This window comes from Castellaniella sp. (assembly GCF_034674885.1).
Taxonomy (GTDB): domain Bacteria; phylum Pseudomonadota; class Gammaproteobacteria; order Burkholderiales; family Burkholderiaceae_B; genus Castellaniella.
Genome location: NZ_JAUCDS010000018.1, coordinates 1 through 24,010 on the forward strand (window position 1 = coordinate 1; position 24,010 = coordinate 24,010).

Consider the following 24,010-nt stretch of genomic DNA (forward strand, 5'->3'; position numbering starts at 1 on the left):
GCATCACCGACGTGGCGCTGGCCTGCGGCTACGACAGCCTGTCGTCCTTCATCGCAGCCTTTCGCGAACACACCGGCCAGACTCCCCGGGAATTCTCGCTGCGCAGCCTGCAGGCCAACCCCGACGCGCACGGCGCGTAAGGCCGCCGAGCGTCCAGAGCGCCCATCCAGCTGCCCGAGCAATGCATGGACAAGGCCATTGCATCTGTACTACAACGGATGCATGCGCCGCCGGCCCTCCCGCGCGACGGTCACCCGAATCCCGAGGAGCCCTCATCATGCCGCAGCGACCCAGCACCCCATGTGCTTTCTCCAGATCCGCCCTGTCTCGCCTGCATAGCTTCCTGGTGGTGTTCGCGGCGACATGGATGTTGCTGCTGCCGGCGCCGGCTCCGGCGCAGTCGATGACGCTCAAGGTCGGCCAGATCAGCGACTCCATCGCGTTCTTCCCGATCTACGTGGCGAAACAACAGGGCTTTTTCAAGCAACACGACCTGCAGGTCGGCGACATTCCGTTGCTGGGCACCGGGGCCAAGCTCGCAGCCGCCCTGCAGTCGGGCAGCATCGACGTGGCAGGCGGCAATGGTACCGATCCGCTGAACCTGTACCGCGCCAACAAAGGCACGCGGATGATCGCCCAACTGGTCAACACCTATTATGTGGACATCATCACAGGGCCGTCGTTTTCCGGCCCGCCGGCGACCGCCGCGCTGGCCGACAAGATCCAGGCGCTCAAAGGCAAGAAGATCGGCATCACCGGTCCCGGCAGCGGCACCCAGGCCCTGGTGAATTTCCTGCTGGGCACTGCCGGCATGAAATCGGCCACGGACGTCACGCTGGTATCCCTGGGGTCCAACATGACCGGAGCCCTGGGCGCACTGAAGACCGGACGGGTCGATGCCCTGTCCTTCCCACAGCCGGTGGGGCAGCAGGCCGAGGCCACGCAGATCGGCCACATCTACATTTCACCGGCGCGGGGAGACATCCCGCAGCTGAAGACCGTGGTGCACGGCGTGGTGTTCACCACCCAGTCGGTCCTGGATGCCAAAGGCCCGTCGGTTGCGGCCTTCGTGCGCGGCATCGCCGACGCCGAACAGTTCATCCACCAGGCAGACCCCGCCGCCGTTCGCGCCCTGTTCAAGACCTACCGTCCCACCATGAACGACGCCACCATCGACAGGCTGCTGTCCATCCTGCGCAGCGAAATTCCGCCCACCCCGGCCATCAGCCAGGGGGAATACGACCGGGAGGTCAAGTTCAACCTGGACTCCGGCCTGATCACCGAGGCGCCCGACTACGCCACCATGGTTCCGGCCCAATGGATCCAATCTGCGCTGGGCGGCGCCCACTGATGGCTGCGGCGTATCTTGTTCAGGACGTCCACAAGCACTTCAGAAAGGACGACCAGGAACTGGTCGCGCTGCGAGGCGCCAACCTGACGGTCGAGGCCGGCAGCTTCCTGGTGCTGCTGGGACGCAGCGGCTGCGGAAAATCCACCTTGCTGAACCTGATGGCAGGCCTGGCCACACCCACGGCCGGCACGCTCACCTACCGGGGGCGCGCAATCGCCGGCCCTCTGGGCGCGGTCGGCTACCTGACCCAGCAGGACACGCTGATGCCCTGGCGTACCGTGCTCCGAAACATCGAAATGCCGCTGGAAATCCAGGGCGTCGCCCCCCAGGCGCGCGCAACCGCCGCCCAGCGCCTGATCGACCAGGTCGGGCTGTCGGGCTTCGAGCGCCACTATCCGCGCGAACTCTCCGGCGGCATGCGTCGCCGTGTCAGCCTGGCGCGCATGCTGTGCGGCAACCCGGAAACCCTGCTGCTGGACGAACCCTTTGGTGCGCTGGACGCCCAGTTGCGCGGCGACCTGCAACAACAATTGCTGGAACTGTGGGCCGACAGCGGGCGCACTGTCGTCTTCGTCACCCACGACATCGAAGAAGCCCTGATGCTGGCCGATCGGGTCGTGGTGCTGGGACCGCTGGGCGCCATCATGCTGGATACCACCATCGATCTGCCCCGGCCCCGGGACGCCGACGAGATCCGCCTGCACCCCGACTACCTGAATCTCTATCGGGCGCTGACGCGCGCCCTCAGACAAGCCAATCCCTGACACGTCGAGAGATCCCAGATGCCCAATCCTGACAACCCTCCCGACACCAGCCGCTCCGGCCCCCTGCTGATTCCGCTGAATCGCAGCTGGTGGCAACGCAACCGTCGCCGCTCGCTGATCCTGGCGGCCCGGCTGCTGGTGCTGATCCTCTTTCTGGGCATCTGGGCCGCTCTGTCGGGCCGCGTGCTGGACCCGCAGTTCTTCGGTTCGCCTCAGGGCGTCGCCACCATGCTGATCCAATGGACTGTCGATGGCACGCTCTGGCGCAACACCTGGATCACGCTGCAGGAAGTCGTGCTGGGCTTTTTGCTGGGCGCGGCCTCCGGGGCCGCCCTGGCCTATCTGATCGCCACCATCAAGCCGTTGTGGGATGTGCTGATCCCCTACATGCTGGCGCTGTATTCCGTGCCCAAGGTCGCCGTCGCCCCGCTATTCATCATCTGGTTCGGCATCGACCTCGGCATGAAGGTCCTGCTGGCAGCGATCTCGGTCTTCTTCCTGGTGTTTCTGAGCACTGCCGCAGGCGTCCAGAACGTGGACGAGGGCCTGAAGAACGCCGTGCGCATGATGGGCGGCAGCAGGCGGGACGTGGCGCTTAAAGTCACCCTGCCCGGATCCGTGGCGGGCCTGCTCACCGGCTTGCGGATGTCCATCCCCTACGCCCTGATCGGCGCGGTGATCGGCGAACTGGTGGCCTCGAATCGTGGATTGGGCTTTCTGATCAACGACGCATCGGCCCAGTTCAACACCAGCGGCGTCTTCGCAGCCCTGGTGGTGCTGGCCATCATCGCAGGCGCGCTGAACATGCTGGTCAACAGCGTGGATCAATGGGCCAACCGCTGGAAGCCCATCGATTCCGATCATGAATGAATGACCGCCCGCCCTGCCGGGCGGGCAGCGTGCGTCAGAACTCGTCGTCGAACACCACGCCTTCGTCGGTGCGGCGCATGACACCGACCTTGTAGGCAGCGATGTCCTGTTCCTGGGGCGACGCCTGGGTCTTGCTGATGTTCAACCACTTTTCCATGTACTTCAGCGGGTTGGACAGCGGGAATTCGTAGCGGTCGGTATTGATGCCCAGGGTGTTGTAGACGTCCTTGGCGCAGTACAGCGTCCAGGCTGCCAGGCGGTCGGCATTCATGCCGACCAGCTCGCGGCCTTCCGAGAACAGGTAATGGATCCAGTCCAGTTCGCTGTCTACGACTTCAGCGATCAGGGCTTCGATTTCGAAGTGGCACTGCTCAAAGGCCTTGCGCCCCCTTTCGGTGCGCAGTTCGTTGCGCAGCACGGCGCGATCCAGCTCGGCGTGGATCTCCAGTTCGTCCTGGGCGATCTTCTGGATGGCCTTGCCGATGGGCTGGAACATGCCGGTGTCGCAGATGGCAAAGGTCACGGCAAAGGACGCCATGAACTGGATGCGTTCCATGCAGAACAGCGCCACCACCATCATGAACACCGTGTTGTAGGTGTCCTGATCGTTGGCCAGATTGCCCAGCGCGTATTGATGGGAAGCCTCGTAGCCGTCGCCAAAGGCCTTGACGACACGCGACAGCCGTTCGTGCGCCTGTTCCACGCTGAGAATCTCGTCGATGATGGCCGAGGGATCGTCGAAGGAATTGCGCACGATTTCAGAATAGGTCGCCGCGTGCACGACCTCGTTGTCGGAAATACGTTGCCAGGCAGCCCACAGCTCGGACGAAGTAATGAACGGTGCCAGCACCGGCGCAATGGAGCGAGACGCCACGCTGTCGGCTTCCCATTGCCAGGCCAGGGTCTTGACCATCATGTCGTAGGTCGCGCGCGGGCAGCTCTTGAAGTCGGCATTGCAGGACGAATAATCGAACTCGTTCTCGTCCCAGTCCAGGGACTTCTGGGTCTTGTACAACGCCCAGATATCCGGATAGTGACGATTGATGGTGTCGAACAGGCCTTGTTTTTCGCCCAGGAACAACAGCGGCTTGGCGTAGTCCTGTTTCTGATAGTTGAATACGTTGTCAGACATGATGCTTCTTTCCGATGGATGACAGGCGCGCGGCACGCCGCCCCGAAAGGTGCGGCGTGCCGCGCGCAAATGAATTTACAGCGTGCAGCCGCCCTGGCACATGGGATCTTCGTCCAGAGTACTGACGGGTTGCGGCGCAGCCGACAGCTGGACCCCGGCCGTGTCGAGCTTCACAAAACCCTGGGCTGCGGAGAAATCGGCGACCTTCTTCATGCCTGCCGAGGTCTTCTGGTTCATGTAGTACTTGGACTTCAGGCCCATCTTCACGCGATACAGATAGTTCTGGATCATTTCGGTGGACTCGATGCTGGCGTCGCCGATGACCTTGCGGTAGAAGTCGGCCGAAATCCCCTGATCCGTCCATTTCTGGATGATGGCATAGATATCGGTCATGTCCTGGGCAGGGACTTCCCAGGCGGATTCATACCACTGGCCCAGCGCATCGCCTTCGGGCGCCGCCCAGTAGTTGACCCGCTGGTTGTCGGTCTTGATCATCGTCAGTTCGCGGATGGGATAGACGCCATTGGTGGTGCCGGACGAATTCGCCGAGGTTTCCGTCGGCATGTGCGCCGCCACCACCGAATTGCGGATCCCGCCATTGGCGACGATGTCCGCCCGCAGGGCTTCCCAGTCGTAGCGATTCTGGAAATCGGCGACCTTGTCCACATTGGGGTTGTAGGTGTCGATGGGCAGCCAGCCCTGCGGCCACTTGGTCTTGTGCATCCAGGGGGCGTTGCCCAGTTCCTTGCCCAGGCGCAGGCTGGCCCGCACCAGGTGGTAGTAATGACGCTCGGCCACCCAGTGGATGAACTGTTTTCCGCTGTCTTCGGTGTAGCGCTTGTGGTTCCTGGCCATCAGGTGCGCCACGCCCAGCATGCCGACCCCGGCGTTCAGGCGGGCCTTTGAGGTCACGCCCACATGGGGCAGTTCGTAGTCGGCCAGGTGGATGCACTTGTCGATCATCAGCAAGGCATAGTAGGCGACATCCTCGTATTGTTCGTCGGATTCGATGTTCGACACGACGATGCCAGCCAGGTTGCAGGTGGCGACTTCGGGCGAGGAATACCGCACGATGCGGGCGATCTGCCGGCCATCGGCCAGCACGTCGCCCGCCACCAGGTCTTCCAGGTAGACCATGCCCCGAGCGGTGTCGACCGCGCCCGTGCCCGGCTGCAGCGTCTGCAGCTTGCCGGCGGCGTCCTCGAATTCCACGAAAGAGACATCGGTCGTCTGGTAGAGCTCGGTGATGTGGTTGTAGGGCGCCGTGGGCAGCGCGATCTCAGAGCATAGATTCGAGCTGTAAATCGTGCCGGTGAACGGCGTATGGCGATTCATCTCGTAGATGTTGTGCTCGTAGACGCGCCCGGTCTCGTTCCATTCGTTGATGGCGGTGATCAGCAATTCACGCGCGTTGACGGTCTGCTTCTTGAAGGTGACATCCTGTTCGTATTGCTCGTACAGGGTTTCGAAACGGGCCTCATCGTCGCTGTACAGAGCCTCGTAGAGGTCGGGCGCCGTATGGCAGTTGAACAGGAAGATGCTCTCGTTGCGAGCGACCTTGCGGGCAAAGAAGCGGTTGCCACCCCAGGAATAATCCATGCCGCGGATCTTGCGGTCTTCGGTGGACATGGGGTTCTTCAGGCGCAGCAGGGTGTCGATTTCCGGATCGAAGATCGAGAAATAGCTGGTGCAGGCGCCGCCCCGGCCGTTTTGCAGGTTCGCCTTGATTTCGGCCACCACCGCGCGCAGGTAGGGCAGTTTCCCCTGGTGGCGGATCACGCCGCCGCGCACCGGGTCGTTCACCGACCGGGTCTGCAGGTAGGAACCGATGCCTGCACTCATGTAGGTCATGGTGTTGGCGATGTGATTGCCCACGGCGATCGAGCGGGCCGAGTCGCCGGACGCGTACAGGCAGCAGCTGGCATAGCCGCGCAGGGGCGTGCCCAGGTTGATGTGATTGGGCGTGGGCGCGTTGATGCGGTTCTTGGACAGGTGTTCGTAGAATTTCGCGACGTCGCGCATGCGCCGTTCGCGGGGCTGATCCACGGCCAGGGCCATGGCCATGCGCATGTAGACGAACTGCGGCGTTTCGTAGTGGATGCCCTTGACCCGATCGGAAATCGCATATTTCGAACGATGGGTGTGAATCTGGTAGTGGGCGTATTCGAAGTCCCGGGTGTGGTCGATCATGCCCTCGACCTGGAAGTATTCTTCTTCGGAATAGTCCAGGCGTTCCATGTAGCCCAGGCCTTCCAGGCGCCGGTGCAGCGTCAGCACCGTGGGAAATGCGCCATCGCAGACGTCTTTCAGTTCCTTCTGGGCCAGCGCCGCATACAGGCGGCCCGCCATGCGGTTATAAGACCAGGTATCGGCATCCAGGCAATGCCGGATGAGCTGCATCTGCAGGAATTCCGAGGAGCATTCCTCGGGCATGTTCGTGACGGTTTCCAACACCACGGACGGCCAGTCCACGCCGTCGCCCAGGGTGGTGGCACCCCATTCTCCCCAGCCGTTGAGCTTGGACGGGATGAAAGGCTCTTTGCGTCCATCACGCTTGATAACGGTCTTGATCATGTCAGTAGTCTTCTTTTGGTGGGCCGATAAGGAAAAATGCGATGTCGAATCGTATTATTACACCAAATATTGTGCATTCGACCAGGGAAATATACTACATATAGTGATTCAAAAACCACCCAGCCGATCTCCGGAAACGGTGGAAACGGCGGAAAACAAGGGTGGACGGGGCCTGCGCGCGCCGTGAATATTTGATTTCAAGTTGTATCCGGAGCCGCACCGCGAATCCGGGCAAAGAGGGCCGCCCCGCCCTGCTCCACCAGGGCCTCAAAATCAGCCACCGGCACCGGCGGACTGAAGAGATACCCCTGCCAGGCATGGCAATGGTGGCGTTGCAGGAACGCGCGCTGCGCCTCGGTCTCCACCCCCTCGGCGATGACGCGCAGGCCCAGACTCACCCCCAGGGCCACGATGGTCCGGGCAATGGCGGCGTCATTCGGATCGGTCAGCACATCGCGCACGAAGCTCTGGTCGATCTTCAGCTGGTCCAGGGGCAGGCGCTTCAGGTAGGCCAGCGATGAATAACCGGTGCCGAAATCGTCCAGCGAGAACCCCACCCCGTAGTCCTTCAGACGCGCCATCTTCCGGACCGTGTCCTCGATGTTCTGCAGCAACAGGCCCTCGGTCAGTTCCAGTTCCAGCCCACGGGGATCTGCGCCCGCCCCAGCCAGCGCCGCCAGGACCTGTTCGACGAAATCCGGCTGGCGGAACTGCCGGGGGCTGACGTTCACTGCCACGCGGATCGCGGCCAGACTGGGGCGATCCGCCCAGGCGGCCAGCTGGCGGCAGGCCGCGTGCAGAACCCAGTCCCCCAGGGGAAGGATCAAACCGCTGTCTTCGGCCAGCGGAATGAACGACGCCGGCGACACATAGCCATCGCGCGGGTGCTTCCAGCGCAGCAGGGCCTCGCAGCCGATGACGCCGTCCTGATCGACTTGAGGCTGATAGAACAACTCGAACTGATCACGATCCAATCCCACCCGCATATCCAGTTCCAGCGCCACCCGCTCGTGCACGATGGCCTGCATGTGCGGATCGTAGAACTGCAGGGTATCGCGCCCGGCGGCCTTGGCCTGGTACATGGCCAGGTCCGCCCGCCGCAGGTGTTCGTCGGCGGCGGCTTCCTGTCCCTGGAACAGGCTGGCCCCCATGCTGACGCTGGAGTGGCAGGATTCTCCGTTCAGCAGATAGGGGATTCTCAGGACCTTCAGGACCTGACGGCCCAGGTCCTCGGCCTGGGCGGCCGCTTCTTCAGGTTGATCCGACAGGTCCTCCAGGACAATGACGAACTCGTCATCCCCGTGCCGGGCAATGGTATGGGAATCCTGCAGGTGCTCTCGCAGGCGGTTCGCCACCTGCCGCAGCAGTTCGTCGCCTGCATCGTGGCCCCGGGTCTCGTTGATGGTCTTGAAATGGTCCAGATCCAGCATCAGCAAGGCACCGCAACGGAGCCGGCGCGCGCTGGCTGCCAGGGCCTGTTGCAGCCGGTCCAGCAGCAGGCGACGATTGGGCAGCCCGGTCAGGGGGTCGTTGTAGGCCAGGTAGCGGATTTCATCTTCTGCCGCCTTGCGATCCGTCAGGTCTTCCAGCGTGACCAGATAATCCGTGCCCAGCTGCAGCCCGGACAATTCCACCGTGCGCCACTGGCCATCCCGGCGGCAGATCCGGCATTCCAGCCTGGCCCGGGATTCACCGCCCTCCGACACCTGGCGCCACTGGTGTTCCCAGGCGCGGCGCAGCGTCCGGCGCGTGGAAAGGTCGGGAATCGCCAGGGCCCACCAAGAGCGAACGTCCGGCATGCTGTCTTCGGCATGACCGCAGATCTGCAGGAACTGCTGGTTGCGAAAGACGATGCGCTGGCCCCGTTCGGCCAGGCAGACCCCCACCGGCAAGTGATCCAGCAGGCTGCGCAAGCGCCGTTCGCTGTCCTGCAGGGCGTCTTGCATGTGCCGGCGCTCCGTCACGTCCTGTATCACGGCGACGTGGTAATCCGGGGCGGCCCCGGGCTGACGGATCGGCGATACGGTCAGCAGCACCCAGACAGCGTGGCCGTCCTTGTGCATCACGCGCTTTTCCATCTGGAATTCCTGGATCTCGCCGGATCGCACCCGGGCCATCTGCGCCAGATCGGCCGGCAGATCCGCCGGATGACTCAAAGAGTAGACGTCGCTTTGCAGCAGTTCTTCTTCGGTGTAGCCCAGGATGGCGGCATATTTCCGATTCACCCGCACCAGCCTGCCCGTCACCATGTCGCTCAGGGACATGCCGACGGCGGCCTGATTGAAGACGGCCCGGAAGCGCTCTTCGCTGTGCTGCAGGGCGGCGCTCGTGCTGGCCACCTGGGATATGGCGCGCTGACGCAGCCCGCACAGCACGCAGGTCAGGCCTGCCAGCAACAGCGACAGGGCTCCGCCCGCCAGCCCCATCCACCAGGGCAGGCGGAGCTCTTCGTCCGAGGCCAGAACCTGCGCCTGGGTGAAATCCAGTTGCCAGCGCCGGTCCAGAACATCCAGGACACGGGTTTCCCGCCAGGGGTCAGGCAGCGCCTGTGCGGCCGGCGCCAGCGACAGCCCCAGAACCGCCCCGCCCTGGCCGGCATCCGACGGTTTCACGGGCAGCGGCGCCCCCTGGGGCCCGATGTCCGTCAGGCGCAGGGACATGCCGCGCAGAAAACCCGACGCCCTGACGGCATCGAGCATCTGCCTGGGTCTAAGGACGGCGGCCACCGAACCGATGAAGTCCGCCTGATGACTCGCGCCAGCGGCATGACGAAAGATCGGGTAGCGCAACAGGAACCCGACCCGATCCTGCGCGCCCTGGAACAGCATAAATGGCGCGGAGGCCGTCGGCAGGCCGGTCGCCCTGCCCGCCAGCAGGGCCGCCAGATTGGCCGGCTGAGAGGAGATTTCCAGGCCCTCGACGCCCCGATTGCCTTCCAGGGGCCAGAGGTATTCCACGACGTAGTAATCCGCCTGTCTGTGCAAGGGATGGATAGCGGCGGAGTCTCCCAGGCGTGCCTGGTAGGCGGGCAGGTCGGCCGCCTGGACCCAGCGCACGAAGGACAGATTGATCAATTCCGGATAGTGCGCGCGCACGTCATGCCCGGCCACGACACGTTCGAACTGGCTGCGATCCAGGTCCGGATCGATCAGAAACAGGTCGCGCAAGCCGGCCACGATCTCGCGGATGGCGACAATGCGTTGAGCCAGTGCGTCGGTAGAGGATCGGACCTCTTCAGAGAAGCGGATCTGGACGACGGTGCGAACGGCCTGCTGCTGGTGGCGCACCAGGCCGATCGTCAGGGCAGCCCCCAGCAGCGCCACGACCAGGCCAGGCCACCACTGCTTGAACGCCAGACGGGATCGGGCTGCCGACATGCGTAGAGCTCCAGGCCAGGAAACGCCCTATGCCCCGGGCGCCGTGCGGATGGCGCCCGCAACAGACACCGGTATATAGCATAGCGAAATTTCACGAAAGGCGACATCCGGCGCACATCGATTTCACCACACTACAAAAAACAGCAGCCAGGCCCAGATGAAAGGCAGCAGCCCCACGGCCACAGCGCCAACCGCCGCGCCCCGGCGCCAGGCGCTGTCGGTGCGCAAGCCGGCCAGACGCCACTGGAAACGCAGGCTCCAGGCCAGGGCCAGCGCCAGCAGGGTGAAGCGGACCGGGTTCGCCCACGCGGTCGCCAGCCCTTCGTGTTGCAGCAGAGTCAGCGTCGTGGCCGACAGGCCCAGAAATACTCCGACTCCGGCGGCCGGTATCAGGCCCTGCGCGAGCTTGTGCACCCCCGCCAGACGGCTGCGCAGCAGCCGGCCGGCCTCATCGCGCACCCCGGGGCGCGATGAGGCCGGCAGCACATGATCGGCCAGCCACAGGCCACTGAACGCCGCACCGCCCACCACGGCGGCAGCCGCGAAGATGAACAGCAGGATGACCGTACCGTCCAGCCAGCTGAAACTGTCATTGACCTGGGGATAGTGCGTGAGGATGAACCACGGGGCATTGTCGGCCAGGGGCCAGTACAGGTCCCGGTTCACCAGCCAGGTCGCCATGGCCTGCTTGATCGTAACGAACCAGGGGCTGGCGCTCCAGAGGAACGCGCCCACGGCCAGGCCCATCAAACCGAAGACGATCAGCATGGTCTGCCAGCCGCTGCCTTCGGCCACCTGGACGATTTCCGCCTCCGGAGAACGCGGCGACAGGGTGATGGCACCTCGGTAATCGCTGCAACGGCCACACATATGACAGTCGGCGGCGCCCTGCATATTGCGCAGCGGCAGCAGCGGCGCGCAATTGATGGATTCGACGCGCCGCACCGGCGCCCGCCAGGCCTGCGCATCCACCCGGTAGTACCAGGGAGCCAGCTTGGCCAGCAGATTGAACACTCCGTTGACCGGGCACAGGTATTTGCACCAGACGCGCTTGTTGCGCCCATACAGCCAGCCCACGATCATGGCCGCGATCGTGGAGCCGCCCAGCACCGCCGCCACGGCCCAGGGATATTGATAGACGCTGACCAACTGGCCGTAGATCGTGGTCAGGCTGAAGGCCACGAACGGCCAGCCGCCCCAGCGCATCCAGCGCGGAATCGCCCCGCCTCGCCCGTGGCGGCTGGCCCACTCCGTCAGCGCGCCCTCCGGACAGAAAAGCCCGCACCAGGCACGGCCGAACAGGGGAATCGAGACCAGGACGAACGGCCACCAGATGCCCCAGAACGCAAACTGGGCGACCACAGTCAGATTATTGAAGACGGACGCGCTGCGATCAGGCAGGGGCAACACCGCAGGAATTGCCAGCAGCGCCACGTACACGCCGACAATCACCCATTGGATGGCGCGGATGGCGCGCTGGTGGTCACGCAGGAAATCACCAGCCCGCGCCACCTGCGCCCGGAATCCTTGCCCACGAGAAACTGACTGCATCATGCCCATGTCCTGATTACACCTGCCGGCCGCACCGGACGCGAACGCATGCCGAGGATGCGCTGCGCGACTGCGGTTTCAGATCGATGCGGGTGCCTGCGCCCGCTGAACGGGAGGCTGTGCCGAAGTCCGGCGCAGCAGGCCGATCACCACCAGCCAGTAGCCTCCCCAGATCAGTACCTGCGACAAGGCGGGATAGGCCCGATATCCGGCGAAGTCCGCCAGGATCTTGCCCAGGCCGCCTTCGGTCCCCAGCAGTCCGCTGCTGTCCCAGATCGGATCCACCAGCGCGGGCAGCACATCCAGGGAGATCAGCCGATCGGTGGCGGACACCAGCAAGGCGCCGGCCAGCAGCAGCAAGAGAATTTCGGTGAGCTTGAAAAACCGCCGCCAGGTGATGACCCGGCCACCCAGCTGCAGCAGCCAGAAAGTCAGCAGCGCCACGGCGAAACCGCCCACACCCGCCAGGACCATGGACCACAGTTGGCCATCCTGCTGCGAGGACAGCACCGTTCCATACAGGAACACCACGGTTTCGCTGCCTTCGCGAGCCACGGCGATCATGACCAGCACCAGCAGCCCCCACCAGTGGTCCGAGCCGACCTGCGCGGATGCGCCGCTTTCCAGTTCCCGACGCAGGCCGCGCCCGTGGCGGCGCATCCAGACCACCATCTGCACCACCAGCACGCAGGCAGCCAGTGCCATCAGCGCCTGAAACCATTCCTGGCCCGTGTCCGACAACCACGACGCCACCCCCAGCAGCACCAGAGCCAGGGCCCCGGCCAGCAAGACCCCGGTTGCCACACCGCCCCACAGCCAAGGCAGACCACGCCGCCCCTCGGGCGAGGCTTTCAGCCAGGTGTACAGAATACCCACGACCAGCAGGGCCTCGACACTTTCACGCCAGACGATGAAGGCGACTTGTTCCATGGAGCGCTTCCGAAATCAGGGCTTGGGCAGCACGACCAGCGTGCCCTTCACCTGGGGATGAAAATCGTCAAAGAAGGGATATTCCCCTGGCCGGGACAGGGACAGCACCACGAAGGAGGTCACCCCCGGCCCCAGCACCTTTTCCTTGCGCAGGGGCAGGCTCTCGAATTCGACGGCCTCGGTGCTTTCGTTGACCAGCACGATCTTGAAACGCCCAGCCGGCACCTCCAGGCGGGCAGGCTCGAACGTGCCGTCGGCCTTGAAGGTCAGGGTGTAGACCGGCATGTCGGCCCGTGCCGCCGCCACTGGCGCCAGCCAGCCAGCCAGCGCCACCATCAGAACGGCCAGCCAGGGGCGCATCTCAGTACCCGCCCTTCTTGCCCGTGCCGGCAAACACGAAATCGTATTTCACCTCGAAAGTCTCGAACCACGGCGCCACCCCGGTTTCCTTATCCACGTGGCGGCCGAAGTGGTTGTTCGGCGCAGTTTCCGGAGAACCGACGACGAACGTCAGCTGGTATTTGCCCGGACCTTCCAGCTTGACGTTGTCTCCATAGTGGGGACCGTCGTTGGCCACCATCGGCATCAGGTCGCCCTTCAGGACCTTGTCGCTGCCCTGCTTCTGCAGCACGTACTGGATGTTCAGGTACGGCGCCCAGGCGCCTTCGGGCAAGCCGTTCTTGTTGTCGGCCGTGGCGTGGATGTCGGCTTCCAGGTGGATGTCCGAGTCCTTGGCGGCGCGCATCATGCCTTCGGGTTCCATGACGACCGGCTGCAGATAGACTGCGGCCACTTCCAGACCATGGATGTCCTTGGGCTCGCCGATGGGATATTCAGCCGCCAGCGCGGAAGACGCCAGGCTCAGGCCCGCCACAGCAATCAACAATTTGTTCACCATAAAGGCTCTCCGTCATGATAAGAAGAATGATTCTCGTTAATTTAACATCAGAGCCTACCTGACGCAGAGCTGAACAAACAGCGCTGCAACGGCTGTCCATGCCAAACGCCAGCCAGGCGCACGCGATCCGCACCGAAGCAGAAGCAATGCCGGCGCCTGTGGCGCCGGCATTGAACGATCGCTGCGCAAACCGCAGGGCCGGACGAGGATCAGCGCTTTTTCTTGTTGGACTTGCCGGATTCCGGCTGCCCAGGAAACGGAAACCCGGTGAACAGATTGCGGGTCTGGTCCTGCATCTGGTCCTGCATCTGCAGGAATACGTGGCGGCTTTGCTCGATGTAGTTATTCATCATGTTCTGCAAAGCCGGTGTCTGCATGTTCATCAGCTGCGCCCAGGCCTCAGGGCCGAAGTGCTGCTGGTACAGACCCTGCGACTGTTCGGCCATGCGATCCTGGATGTCCATGAGCACCTGGATGTTCTTTTCCAGGAACGTGCCCATGACGCCTTGCATGGCATGCCCATAGAACCGGATGATCTGAGCCAGGGCGTTGGCCGAGAACATCGGCACCCCGCCGGACTCTTCCTCGAGGATGATCTGCAGCAGAATGCTGCGAGTCAGGTCTTCGCCGCTTTTCGCATCCACGATGCGAAAGACGGCGTTCTCGAGCACGAGCTGCTTGATGTCCGCCAAGGTGATGTAGGCGCTGGACTGGGTGTCATAGAGCCGGCGGTTGGGGTATTTTTTGATCAGTCGTTCGGACTGGGCGGAAGTGGGCTGCGGCATTTGATTCAACCCATGTGCAAGCCGCCATTGAGCGAAAAATCCGCCCCGGTGGCAAAGCCTGCATCATCGGAGGACAGCCACGCAACGATCGAGCCGATTTCTTCCGGGGTGCCCAGCCGTTTTACCGGAATCGTGGCCACGATCTTTTCCAGCACGTCGGGGCGGATGGCACGGACCATGTCGGTGCCGATGTAGCCCGGCGATATCGTGTTGACGGTGACGCCCTTGCTGGCGACTTCCTGGGCAAGCGCCATGGTGAAGCCATGAATGCCGGCCTTGGCTGTGGAATAGTTGGTCTGCCCGAACTGGCCCTTCTGGCCATTGACGGAACTGATGTTGATGATGCGCCCCCATTGCCGGTCGACCATGTCGTCGATCACCTGTTTGGTGACGTTGAACAGGCTGTTCAGATTGGTGTCGATGACGGCGCGCCAGTCGTCCTGGTTCATCTTGCGAAACACGCCATCGCGCGTGATGCCGGCGTTATTGACCAGGACGTCGACGGGGCCGAATTGTTCCTTGATTTTGACGAAGGCCTGCACGGTGGAATCCCAATCGGACACATTGCCCACCGACGCATTGAATTTGTACCCCAGGGCCGCCTGTTCGTTGAGCCATTTGGTGTAATCGCGGCTGGGGCCGCAACCCGCCACCACAGTAAAGCCTTCTTTGGCCAGACGCTGGCAGATCGAGGTGCCGATGCCACCCATGCCACCGGTGACGTAAGCCAGTTTTCCACTCATAGGATTCTCCTTCAGTCAGCTTTTACTTTCACATAGCGCCCGGGAGCGGGTTCTATGACGGGGTATTTTCGATTGCCCAGGGATCGGGAGGCCTGCCGCATCGGCCCGGCGTGATCGGCCAGCCACGCCAGCCAGTCGGGCCACCAGCTGCCTTTGGCATGCGAGGCATGCGCCAACCATTCGGATGGATCGCTGGGCAAGGCATCGGCATCGCGGGACCAGTAGCCTCGCCGGCCGCGTTCGGGCGGGTTGATCACCCCGGCGATATGGCCGGATTCGCCCAGCACGAAGCGCAGCGGCCCACGCAGCAGCAGCGTGGACGCATAGGCCGACCCCCAGGGGACGATGTGGTCGTCGCGCGAGGCATACAGATAGGCGGGCATGTCCAGGGCGCGCAGGTCCACCGCCTGTCCGCAGACGTGCAACTTGCCGGTCTTCAGGCGATTTTCCAGATAGGTATTGCGGAAGTACCAGGCAAAGAACGGCCCCGGCAGATTGGTGCCGTCGGCATTCCAGGACAACAGGTCGAAGGCCCGGGGGGATTTCCCCATCAAGTAATTCGACTCGACGTAGTTCCAGACCAGTTCCGACGGACGCAGAAAGGAAAAAGTGGTGGACAGTTCACCGGCAGTCATCAGGCCGCCCCGACCGAGCAGCTGTTCGCGCGTGCGGGCATGCCATTCGTCCACGAAGACACCCAGAATCCCGGTATCGCGAAAATCCAGCAAGGTGGTCAGCAGCGTGAGGGACGCCACGGGGTCCTGGCCCCGTGCCCGGGCGACGGCCAACGCAGTGGACAGCAATGTGCCCCCGACGCAGAAACCCAGGGCGTTGATCTGCGGCTGGCGGCTGATCGTCTGGACAACGTCGATGGCTTGCAACACGCCGTCCTGGATGTAGTCGTCCCAGGTCCGGGTGTCGATGCCGTCGTCGTCGCCGGCGCGTGGATTGCGCCAGGAAATCATGTAGACCTGGAACCCCGCCTGCAGGGCGTGCGCGACCAGGGAATTCGCGGGCTGCAGATCCAGAATGTAGTATTTGTTGATGCAAGGCGGCACCATCAGCAGCGGTCGCTGATGCACCTGCGTGCCCTGCGGCTGGTACTGGATGAGCTGCATCAGCGGGTTTTCATACACCACGGCACCCGGCGTGACTGCGAGGTTGTCCCCCGGCGCGAACGCGGATGCGTCGGTCTGGGTGATGCGGCGGTGGCGCAGATCGTGCAACAGATTGGACAGGCCGTGCTGCAGCGTATCGCCCCCGCTGCGCAGCAGGGCCTGGATCGCGTCGGGATTGCTGGCCAGGAAATTGGAAGGCGCGGCGGCCTCGACCCATTGCATGACGGAAAACTGCAGCCTTTCCCGGGCCTCGTCGCCCAGTTCAGCGGCCAGCGCCATATCTTGCAGGGCACGGGCCATGATCAGGTAGGCATGGGCTGAAAAAAGGGCGTGGGGGTTGTTCGACCAGGCTTCCGATGCGAAGCGACGATCGGTCAACGGTGCCAGCGTGCCGAGTCGCGCCTGATCCAGCAAGACTTGCCAGGCCTGCAGAAAATCGGCCTGAATGGCTGCCAGGCGGTCGGACGAGGCACCAAGCGGCATCGACCGCTGAGATGAATTCGTATTGCCCACTGCTCCCCCGCCCTGGTGGAACCTGATGCGGCCCCACAACCTCAAGTGTTGTCCATTCTGCCATGCTGGCTGCGGGCGTCAATTCGGGTAAGTCGCTAGTGCCCTGCCCCGATGCGAGCCCGGCAGACGCTTGTCCATCGCCGTCTGAAGATCATACCAGCCATGCCAGCGTAACCTGCCGGCCCGTGCGCGCCTGACGTCGATAGGAGAAATATCGATCGGCCTGGCGGTAAGTGCATTCCCCGCTGCATTCGACCTGACCGACGCCGGCGCGCGCCAGCCGGCGCGCCGCCAGGCCGGCCAGGTCCGCCATCCAGCGACCGGGCCGCACCGAGGGCGCGAAGCAGACCGCCGCACCCGGATCCGCATCGGTGAACGCGCGCCGGACTTCGTCCCCTACTTCGAACGCATCCGGCCCGATCGCAGGGCCGATCCAGGCGCGCCAGGCCGATGCCCCTGGCACACGACGCCGCATGGCGGACAAGGTGTTTTCCAGGACGCCGGCCGCCAGGCCCCGCCAACCGGCATGCGCCGCCCCCAGCACGGTGCCGGCCTGATCGGCCAGCACCACCGGCAGACAGTCGGCCGTCATGATCGCCAGCGGCCGGCCCCGGATCAGGGTGACGGCGGCATCCGCGCAAGGCGGCGCGTCTTCCGGCGAGACGAGCAGATCCTGGACCGTGTCGTCCCATACCCCCGTGCCATGGACCTGATCCAGCCACAGAGGCTCTGCCGGCAAGCCGGCCCGGACCCGTGCGCGGTTCTCCCTCACTGCGGCCGGCTCGTCCTGCACGTGCAGGCCCAGGTTCAGACTGTCCCACGGAGCCGCGCTGACACCGCCGCTGCGCCAGGTGCTGACGTAGCGCACGCCCGGCCAGGGCGTTCCGGTCACGCCCTGCAGGCCTGCCGTCCATTCAAGCACGCTCGTCATGCGGCCCCCCGTCCCAGTTCACCTGTGCCTGCACAGCGCGGAAATCCTCGGGCAGATCGGCTGTGAACGCCGGCTGCGTCCCGGTGACCGGGTCCTGGAAGCTGAGGGCGCGAGCGTGCAGCATCTGCCGCGCGGCCCCTGCCGTCGAGCGCCCGCCATACAACGCGTCGCCCAGCAAGGGATGCTTCAGCAGGGCCATATGAACGCGGATCTGGTGAGTGCGGCCGGTCTCCAGGCGGCACAGGACTTCGGACACGGCCTGATCGCCGCAATGTCCCGCGCGTTGCGCGGCATAGTGCGTCACGGCGGGCTTGGCCGCGATGGGCCGTTCGGCGCTCATGCGCACCGGCACTCGGGCGTCGCGACCGATGGCGGCATCGACCGTGCCCTGTCCCTCCAGGAGGCCGTGCACCAAGGCGCAATATTCACGTTTGACGGTCCGCGCCTGCAACTGACGCACCAGCGCGGTCTGCGCAACTTCCGTGCGAGCCACGACCAGCAGGCCGGAAGTGTCCTTGTCCAACCGATGGACAATGCCTGCACGCGCGACGTGCAGCAGTTCGGGATAGCGGTGCAGCAAGCCATTCAACAGGGTGCCGTGCCAATTGCCCGCCCCCGGGTGCGTGACCAAGCCAGCGGGCTTGTTGACCACGATCCAGTCGGGGCTGTCTGCTACGACTTCGAAATCCACCGGTTCGGGCACGAAAGCCAGGTCTTCGGGCGCCTGCTGCGGCCAGACCTGAATCCGGGCGCCCGGCCCGACGCGGGTGCGGATCTTGCCCACGGTCCCGTCCACCTGCACGCAGCCGTCCTCGATCCAGGTCTGCAAACGGCTGCGGGAATGCTGGGGCAGGAGACGGGCCAGAACCTTGTCCAGGCGGTCCGGCAGGGCCCGCAGCGGCAGCTCGAACAGCACGGGTTCATCGGGACTGGCGTCTTCGGTAGCAATCTCTGTGTCAGACATGGCGACAAATCATATAATCTGCCGACAATGCTAACACCTTGATCAAGGATGCCCCGTGGCCGTGCAAGCACCTGTTTTCCTGAAATCCCTGCCGTCCCTCGCCCGGCTGGCCCTGGCCGGCCTCTGTCTGGCAGTCGTGGCCGGGTGCAGTTCCACGTCGGGCAAGGTCGACCCCACCGCCGGCTGGAGCGCCGAGCGCCTGTACAGCCAGGCCCGCTCCGACATGGGTTCGGGCAATTGGACGGAAGCCCGGAAAAACCTGGAATCCCTGGAAGCCCGCTACCCATTTGGCATCTACGCCCAGCAGTCCCTGATCGATCAGGCCTACGTCAACTGGAAGGACGAGGAACCCGAACAGGCCAAGGCCGCCATCGACCGCTTCCTGCAGCAGTACCCGAACCACCCGGGCTCGGACTACATGCTGTACCTGAAAGGCATGATCACATTCACGCCACCCAGCGCAATTCTGTCGAACATCACTCGCCAGGACCCCAGCGAACGCGACCCGAAGGGCCTGCGCGAATCCTACGAAGCCTTCAACGAGCTGATCAAGCGCTACCCCGATAGCCGCTACACGCCCGATGCCCGCAAGCGCGTCGCCTGGCTGGTCAATACCATCGCTGAAAACGAGGTCCACATCGCCCAGTACTACTACGAACGCGGCGCCTACGTCGCGGCAGCCAATCGGGCGCAGACCGTGGTCACGGACTTCGAAGGCGTCCCCATCGTGGAAAAGGCGCTGTACGTGATGATGCTCAGCTACCAGAAACTGGACCTGCCCGAGCTGGCTGAAGATGCCAAACGCGTGCTGGACAAGAACTTCCCCAACAGCAAATACTACAAACAGGGCCTGGACGAACCCAAGAGCGCCTGGAACCCGATCAACTGGCTGTAGACGAATCGGCGGCGACGGGCGGATGGGCCAGGAAGCCTTCCGCCACCGCCGCATCGCGCGTACGCGCAAACGGCGGCAGTCCCTGCCACAACAGGCGGCCATAGGGTTTGTCCACCAGCCGGCCGTCCCCCACCACCAGCACACCCCAGTCCTGTTCCGATCGGATCAGGCGGCCCGCCCCCTGTTTGAGCAGCAGCGCCGCCTGCGGCAGCTGATATTCCATGAACGGATTGCCGCCTTCTGCGCGGCAGGCATTCAGCCGGGCTTCCAGCACCGGATCGTCGGGTGGCGCGAAAGGCAGTTTGTCGATCGCCACCAGCGTCAAGGCGTCGCCGGGCACATCGATGCCTTCCCAGAAACTGGTGCTGCCCACCAGCACGGCATTGCCCGCAGATCGGAAGCGATCCAGCAAGACGCCGCGCGTGGCCTCGCCCTGGCGCATCACAGGCCGGTCCGAGGACAGCAGGCCGCGCAATAGCTGATCAGCCACGCGGTCCACGGCCCTGAGAGTCGTGCACAACACCAGCACACCGCCCGTGCACGCGTCCACCAGCGGCAGCAGCGCCTGGGCGAAGGCATCGGTGAACCCTGGGTCGTTGGGCCAGGGCAGGCCCTGCGGCACATACAGCAGCCCCTGCGCCGGATAATCGAAGGGCGAGGCCCAACTGGCAGTCTGGGCATCCCCCAACCCCAACTGATGCTGGAAATGCGCGAAATCGCCACGCACCGACAGGGTCGCGGATGTCAGCACCCAGGCCTGTTCGGGACGGCGAAAGCCGGAAAAGATGCGCGCCACCGACAGCGGTGCGCGGTGCAGGCGCACGGAATGGGTGCTGTGTTCCAGCCAGCGCACTGCCGCCTGATCGGCCGGTTCCGGTTGTCCACGGGCGGGCTGCGCCCATTGCAGCAGGCGGGCCCGCAGCGTGCGGGCGGTACGTGCCGCCGCCGCCAGGTCCGGGTGACGTTCTTCCTGGGTGCCCAGGGCCTCGGCCAGAGTATCCAGCGCCTGGCCCAGCCGGTCCAGCGCGGCATCGAAGACTTCCGGTTCCGGGATCTGATCGAAGGTCGCCCGCCCGCCGGGCATCCGCCCCACCGGCGCGCTCACCAGCCGCAATTCGCGGGCGGCGGATTCCAGGGCCTGGCAATGCTCGGTCCAGCGCACGGCTTCGCGCGCCTGCGCCAGACCAGCGGCCTCGGCCTGGCGCGCCAGATCCAGTATCTGATGCAGAGACACGCTCTGGCCCAGGAAGCGGGTGGCCGTCTCGGGCAACTGATGGGCCTCGTCGAACACCACCAGCCGGGTTTCGGGCAGCAGGTCCGGAATGCCTTCCTCGCGCAGGGCCAGGTCCGCCATGAACAGCGCGTGGTTGACCACGACGACGTCCGCTTCCTGGGCATGGCGCCGCGCCTTCAGCAAGAAGCAATCACGCACAAAGGGGCAGTCCTGCCCCAGACAATTCTCGCGGGTGGATGTAACCCGATTCCAGATGTCGGCGGTTTCCGGCACGGCCGGCAGATCGGCCTTGTCCCCGGTGGTGCTGATCTGCGTGAACTGGCGGATCTGCCGCAGCTGGGCGATCTCGTCGCGGGATTTCAGGCCCCGATCATCCTGTTCCAGGCGTTCCAGGTGGTAGTGGCACACATAGTTGCTGCGGCCCTTGAGCAAGGCCACGTCCACGGACATCGCCAGCGCCTGGCGCAGGCGCGGAATGTCGCGCCGAAAGAGCTGATCCTGCAGCGTGCGGGTGCCGGTGGAGATCAGGACCTTGTCGCCCGACAGAAAGGCCGGCACCAGATAGGCCCAGGTCTTGCCGGTCCCCGTCCCGGCTTCGGCCACCAGCACGCCACCGGCTGCCACCGTATCCTGGATGGCGGCCGACAGCGCCTGCTGGGCCGCGCGCGGTACATAGCCCTGCAGCTCGCGAGCCAGAGGCCCTTCGGGGCCGAACACGGCGTTCAGATCGTCACTGAGCATGGGAAAGAGGACGGGATGAATCGGGGGATGATACGCCAGACATTTCCGGACGGGGGGTGGGCTATGGCAAAATGCGCCGCTTGAACTTCGTATTTTAGGACGTCCGCATGTCCACTGCCGCTTCCGCTTCTCCTTCCCACCAGGTCGATCCTGCGCGCGTCCTGCACCTGCTGTGCGCCGAACTCGACGCCCGCCCCGCCCAGGTCGCCGCCGCCGTGGATCTGCTGGATACCGGGGCCACCGTGCCCTTCATCGCCCGCTACCGCAAGGAAGTGACCGGCGGACTGGACGATACAGTGCTGCGCCAGCTGGAAGTCCGGCTGCTTTACATCCGGGAACTGGAAGGCCGGCGCGTCGCCATCCTGGACTCCATCGCCCAACAGGGCAAACTGGACGACGCCCTGCAGGCGCAAATCCTGGCGGCCGACAGCAAGCAACGGCTGGAAGACCTGTACGCCCCCTACAAGCCCAAGCGCCGCACACGCGCCCAGATCGCTCGCGAAGCAGGACTGGAGCCGCTGGCCGACACGCTGCTCGCCGACCGCGCGGCCGACCCCGACACACTGGCGGCCGGCTACCTGAATGAGGAAGCCGGTTTCGCCGACGCCAAAGCCGTCCTGAATGGTGCCCGCGACATCCTGGCAGAACGCTTTGCCGAGCAGGCGCCGCTGCTGGAGGCCCTGCGCGGCGAACTCTGGCAGACCGGCCTGGTTTACGCTCAGGTCGTATCGGGCAAGGAAACCGAGGGCGAGAAATTCCGCGACTGGTTCGATTTCCATGAAGCGCTGCGCACCCTGCCCTCGCACCGGGTACTGGCGTTGCTGCGCGGTCGCCAGCAGGGCATCCTGGACCTGCGCCTGGGCCTGGACGCCGAGCGCGAAGCCCAGACGCCGCATCCGTGCGTCACGCGCATCGCCGATCTGCTGTCCGTCGATGCCCGCTTCGATGCCCAGGCCACGCCGCGCCAGCACTGGCTGGCCGAAGTCTGCCGCTGGGCCTGGCGCGTCAAACTGCTGACGGCCTTTGAAACAGAGCTGATCGGCCGGCTGCGCGAAGCTGCCGAGACCGAGGCCATCCGCGTCTTCGCCGCCAACTTGAAAGACCTGCTGCTGGCCGCCCCGGCCGGCCCCAAGGCCGTGCTGGGCCTGGATCCCGGCATCCGCACAGGAGTGAAGGTCGCCGCTATCGACGCCACCGGCAAAGTGCTGGATACGGCCACGATCTACCCTTTCGAACCGCGCCGCGATGTGGAAGGCAGCCTGCGCACTCTGGCCGCCCTGATCCAGCGACACCAGATCCCCCTGGTCGCCATCGGCAACGGCACGGCCTCGCGCGAGACCGACCGGCTGGCGGCGACCCTGCGCGAACGCCATCCCGAACTGGCGTTCGACCGAGTGGTCGTCTCCGAAGCAGGCGCGTCGGTGTATTCAGCCTCTGAACTGGGCTCGCAGGAATTCCCGGACCTGGACGTCAGCCTGCGCGGCGCCGTATCCATCGCCCGCCGGCTGCAGGACCCGCTGGCCGAACTGGTGAAGATCGAGCCCAAGGCCATCGGCGTGGGCCAATACCAGCACGACGTCAACCAGCGCGAACTCGCACACTCGCTGAACGCCGTGGTCGAGGACTGCGTCAACGCCGTGGGCGTGGACGTGAACACGGCCTCGGTGCCGTTGCTGACCCGGGTCTCGGGCCTGAATGCCAGCCTGGCCCGCAACATCGTGCAGTGGCGCGAGGCGCACGGGGCCTTCCCCAACCGCCAGGCACTGCGCGAAGTCCCCCGTTTCGGCGACAAGGCCTTCGAGCAGGCCGCCGGCTTCCTGCGCGTGCCCGGTTCCGACAACCCGCTGGATGCCTCTGCCGTCCACCCCGAGGCCTACCCGGTCGTCGAGCAGATCGTGCTGAAGGCCGGCCGCCCCGCCGCCGAACTGATGGGCCAGCCGCAGGCCCTGAAGGGCCTGTCGCCCACGGATTTCACCAGCGAACGATTCGGCCTGCCCACGGTGCGCGACATCTTTGCCGAACTGGAAAAGCCCGGGCGCGACCCCCGGCCGGAATTCAAGACGGCCCAGTTCAAGGAAGGCATACACGACATCAAGGACCTGAGCCCCGGCATGACGCTGGAAGGCGTGGTCAGCAACGTAGCCAACTTTGGCGCTTTCGTGGACATCGGCGTGCATCAGGACGGCCTGGTGCACGTCTCCGCCCTGGCGGACAAGTTCGTCAAGGACCCGCGCGACGTGGTCCGCGTCGGCCAGACCGTGCAGGTACGGGTGCTGGAAGTCGACGTGGCCCGCAAACGCATCGCCCTGTCCATGCGCAAGGACGACCCGGAACCGCGCCCTGCCGGCCGGGGCGACGACACGGGCGAGGGACGAACCGGCAGCCGCCCGGGCAATCATCGCGGCGGACGCCCCGATCGCCCGGCAGCCGCGCCCCAGGGCGCCATGGCCGAAGCCTTTGCGAGACTGCGCAAGGGTTGACAACCGGAACGGGCAGGCCAGGCTGAGCGCGGGGGCCCTACGCGGAGAGCTCCAGCCTGCCCGACGACGCCTACCGAGGGGGCCCGGGGCGCGGGATTCTTGTCCTGCCTCAACGCGGGCGAACCGCAGGTCGCCTATGATCCCCATCATCGATCTCCA

Annotated in this window: 19 protein-coding genes; 6 read left to right on the top strand and 13 right to left on the bottom strand. The window is 64.7% G+C overall.

Features of this window, described 5'->3' with window-relative positions:
* Positions 1 to 11 precede the first annotated feature (11 nt).
* The 4 genes from VDP74_RS10655 (at position 12) to VDP74_RS10670 (ending at position 2,985) form a co-directional block, all read left to right on the top strand.
* Positions 12 to 140, top strand: a complete 129-nt coding sequence (locus VDP74_RS10655) for an AraC family transcriptional regulator (RefSeq protein ID WP_322999662.1) — start codon at positions 12 to 14, stop codon at positions 138 to 140.
* A 137-nt stretch (positions 141 to 277) separates the two neighbouring features.
* The gene (locus VDP74_RS10660; protein WP_322999612.1) at positions 278 to 1,351 is read left to right on the top strand and encodes an ABC transporter substrate-binding protein; all 1,074 of its coding nucleotides are present in this window, start codon (positions 278 to 280) and stop codon (positions 1,349 to 1,351) included.
* Positions 1,351 to 2,115, top strand: a complete 765-nt coding sequence (locus tag VDP74_RS10665) for an ABC transporter ATP-binding protein (RefSeq protein WP_322999613.1) — start codon at positions 1,351 to 1,353, stop codon at positions 2,113 to 2,115. Before VDP74_RS10660 ends, VDP74_RS10665 begins: the two co-directional genes overlap by 1 nt.
* An 18-nt stretch (positions 2,116 to 2,133) precedes the next feature.
* Positions 2,134 to 2,985 (top strand): ABC transporter permease, encoded by an 852-nt coding sequence (locus VDP74_RS10670; protein ID WP_322999614.1) that lies wholly within the window; start codon positions 2,134 to 2,136, stop codon positions 2,983 to 2,985.
* Between the two features lie 34 nt (positions 2,986 to 3,019).
* Here VDP74_RS10670 and VDP74_RS10675 read toward each other — a convergent pair whose 3' ends face one another.
* The 12 genes from VDP74_RS10675 to VDP74_RS10730 form a co-directional block, all read right to left on the bottom strand.
* Positions 3,020 to 4,117, bottom strand: a complete 1,098-nt coding sequence (locus tag VDP74_RS10675; protein ID WP_322999615.1) for a ribonucleotide-diphosphate reductase subunit beta — start codon at positions 4,115 to 4,117, stop codon at positions 3,020 to 3,022.
* A gap of 75 nt (positions 4,118 to 4,192) precedes the next feature.
* Positions 4,193 to 6,691, bottom strand: coding sequence for a ribonucleoside-diphosphate reductase subunit alpha (locus tag VDP74_RS10680; RefSeq protein ID WP_322999616.1), 2,499 nt, complete (start codon positions 6,689 to 6,691; stop codon positions 4,193 to 4,195).
* 197 nt (positions 6,692 to 6,888) lie between these two features.
* The gene (locus tag VDP74_RS10685) at positions 6,889 to 10,068 is read right to left on the bottom strand and encodes an EAL domain-containing protein (protein WP_322999617.1); all 3,180 of its coding nucleotides are present in this window, start codon (positions 10,066 to 10,068) and stop codon (positions 6,889 to 6,891) included.
* Between the two features lie 123 nt (positions 10,069 to 10,191).
* A complete protein-coding gene (locus VDP74_RS10690; protein ID WP_322999663.1) occupies positions 10,192 to 11,619 on the bottom strand; it encodes a 4Fe-4S binding protein in 1,428 nt (475 codons plus the stop codon).
* 78 nt (positions 11,620 to 11,697) lie between these two features.
* Entirely contained in the window at positions 11,698 to 12,549 is an 852-nt protein-coding gene (locus VDP74_RS10695; protein ID WP_322999618.1) for an FTR1 family iron permease, read from the bottom strand.
* Between the two features lie 15 nt (positions 12,550 to 12,564).
* Positions 12,565 to 12,909, bottom strand: a complete 345-nt coding sequence (locus tag VDP74_RS10700; RefSeq protein ID WP_322999619.1) for a cupredoxin domain-containing protein — start codon at positions 12,907 to 12,909, stop codon at positions 12,565 to 12,567.
* Between the two features lies 1 nt (position 12,910).
* Positions 12,911 to 13,447 (bottom strand): iron transporter, encoded by a 537-nt coding sequence (locus tag VDP74_RS10705; protein WP_322999620.1) that lies wholly within the window; start codon positions 13,445 to 13,447, stop codon positions 12,911 to 12,913.
* Between the two features lie 209 nt (positions 13,448 to 13,656).
* Positions 13,657 to 14,232, bottom strand: a complete 576-nt coding sequence (phaR, locus tag VDP74_RS10710) for a polyhydroxyalkanoate synthesis repressor PhaR (protein WP_322999621.1) — start codon at positions 14,230 to 14,232, stop codon at positions 13,657 to 13,659.
* A gap of 5 nt (positions 14,233 to 14,237) precedes the next feature.
* Positions 14,238 to 14,975, bottom strand: coding sequence for an acetoacetyl-CoA reductase (gene phbB, locus VDP74_RS10715; RefSeq protein ID WP_322999622.1), 738 nt, complete (start codon positions 14,973 to 14,975; stop codon positions 14,238 to 14,240).
* A gap of 11 nt (positions 14,976 to 14,986) precedes the next feature.
* Positions 14,987 to 16,576, bottom strand: a complete 1,590-nt coding sequence (locus tag VDP74_RS10720; protein ID WP_322999623.1) for a class I poly(R)-hydroxyalkanoic acid synthase — start codon at positions 16,574 to 16,576, stop codon at positions 14,987 to 14,989.
* Between the two features lie 181 nt (positions 16,577 to 16,757).
* A complete protein-coding gene (gene pgeF, locus VDP74_RS10725) occupies positions 16,758 to 17,537 on the bottom strand; it encodes a peptidoglycan editing factor PgeF (RefSeq protein WP_322999624.1) in 780 nt (259 codons plus the stop codon).
* Positions 17,521 to 18,501 carry an RluA family pseudouridine synthase gene (locus VDP74_RS10730; RefSeq protein ID WP_322999625.1) on the bottom strand — a complete coding sequence of 327 codons (981 nt, stop codon included), beginning with the start codon at positions 18,499 to 18,501 and terminating at the stop codon, positions 17,521 to 17,523. The genes pgeF and VDP74_RS10730 overlap by 17 nt, the downstream gene beginning before the upstream one ends.
* Before the next feature lie 88 nt (positions 18,502 to 18,589).
* Between VDP74_RS10730 and VDP74_RS10735 the strand changes: the two genes are divergently transcribed.
* Positions 18,590 to 19,396 (top strand): outer membrane protein assembly factor BamD, encoded by an 807-nt coding sequence (locus VDP74_RS10735; RefSeq protein WP_322999664.1) that lies wholly within the window; start codon positions 18,590 to 18,592, stop codon positions 19,394 to 19,396.
* On the opposite strand, the gene VDP74_RS10740 is transcribed toward VDP74_RS10735, so the two are convergent.
* Complete coding sequence (locus VDP74_RS10740; protein ID WP_322999626.1) at positions 19,383 to 21,371, bottom strand: ATP-dependent DNA helicase; 1,989 nt, start codon at positions 21,369 to 21,371, stop codon at positions 19,383 to 19,385. The genes VDP74_RS10735 and VDP74_RS10740 overlap by 14 nt on opposite strands.
* Positions 21,372 to 21,478: 107 nt before the next feature.
* On the opposite strand from VDP74_RS10740, the gene VDP74_RS10745 reads away from it, so the two are divergent.
* Positions 21,479 to 23,851: a Tex family protein gene (locus VDP74_RS10745; protein ID WP_322999627.1), complete on the top strand. Its 2,373-nt coding sequence runs from the start codon at positions 21,479 to 21,481 to the stop codon at positions 23,849 to 23,851.
* Positions 23,852 to 24,010: the final 159 nt, after the last annotated feature.